This is a genomic window from Moorena sp. SIO3I6 (genome assembly GCF_010672095.1).
Genome location: NZ_JAAHHU010001637.1, coordinates 1 through 1,110, shown reverse-complemented (window position 1 = coordinate 1,110; position 1,110 = coordinate 1). Strand labels below are relative to the sequence as shown.

The following is a 1,110-nucleotide window of genomic DNA, read 5'->3' as shown; positions in this document are numbered from 1 at the left end:
TCCTAGGCTGCGGTGATGCTAGCTTCACGGCCCAGGCTTTAGCCAATACCACGATTGCTTCCTACAAAGGTATTGACCTCTCTGAGCCAGCACTAGAAATTGCTCGTGATAACATGAATTCTATCCCCTGCGAACAGACATTGATCCACGGCGACTTCTTTGAAGTAGTTTCTGAGTTGGGACAAAAGCAGCAGGATAGCTTCGACGGGATTCTAAGTTCTTTTGCGTTCCATCACCTCAGTTTTGAGCAAAAAGATGGTATTATGGCTCAGCTTAGCCATCTCCTAAAAGCTGATGGTGTTTTTATTCTGATCGATATAGTTTCCACAGATGGAGAAACCCGAGACGCCTATCTAAGACGTTACCTAGAGGGTGTTTACCAAGACTGGGCTCAACTGACTCCGGCAGAAGTTTCCATGGTCGAGGGTCATGTATTGTCTAGTGATTTTCCCGAAACCCAAACAACCCTGCAATCCCTTGCCCACAAACATGATTTTAATCGGGTTGAGTGTCTGTATCGGGATCCCCTCAACACTAGCCAAGTGTTGTGCTTTTACAAAAGTAGCGCTAAAAGCCCACTCCAGCTAGGGGCTGTGTGACAGTTTACCTAAGCTTTGAATGAATAGGAGTAGAGTGGGCATCCTGCCCGCTCGGAAATATATTGAAACTGGCAAGATGCCAGTGTCTTGATGCAGTCGCTCATGGGGGGAACCCCCAAGACCGCGCTGCCTCCCCAAGACCGCGCTGCATCGCTTCCACGCAAGATGCCCATTCCACCTCACTCTTGAAATCGTGGCATTATTCAGCAACGCCAGAAAACTAAGCTCAAGCTCATAAATCCTCAGAAATCAGGTAGGGTAGGGAATAGGGAAACGGAAATCCGAAAGGGTCTCAAACCCTTGGAAACCTATCTGTAAGTGGGTTCTAGTTGAGTATGAAAATTATCAGCCTATTAGCTGCGATCGCAATATTTCTAATCTCGGCTTGTTCCAATCAATCTGCGTCAACACCACTAAAGGTGACCATACATTTGACTGATACCAAAGGCATTGGTAAAGAGATTGGCATTGTCAAAGCAACCGAAACCGAGAAGGGTCTGCAGCTAACCTC

General features: G+C 47.0%; 2 protein-coding genes. One reads left to right on the top strand and one right to left on the bottom strand.

All coding sequences use genetic code 11. From position 1 onward, the window contains the following. A partial coding sequence (locus F6K49_RS51895) for a class I SAM-dependent methyltransferase (protein ID WP_293110838.1) occupies positions 1–599 on the top strand: 599 nt, incomplete at its 5' end. 8 nt (positions 600–607) lie between these two features. Here F6K49_RS51895 and F6K49_RS51890 read toward each other — a convergent pair. Further along, a complete protein-coding gene (locus tag F6K49_RS51890; protein ID WP_293110836.1) occupies positions 608–772 on the bottom strand; it encodes a hypothetical protein in 165 nt (54 codons plus the stop codon). Between the last annotated feature and the right edge of the window lie 338 nt (positions 773–1,110).

Coding starts and splice junctions, on each gene's coding strand:
- F6K49_RS51890 (WP_293110836.1), bottom strand. CDS start 772: ATGGGCATCTTGCGTGGAAGCGATGCAGCGCGGTCTTGGGGAGGCAGC.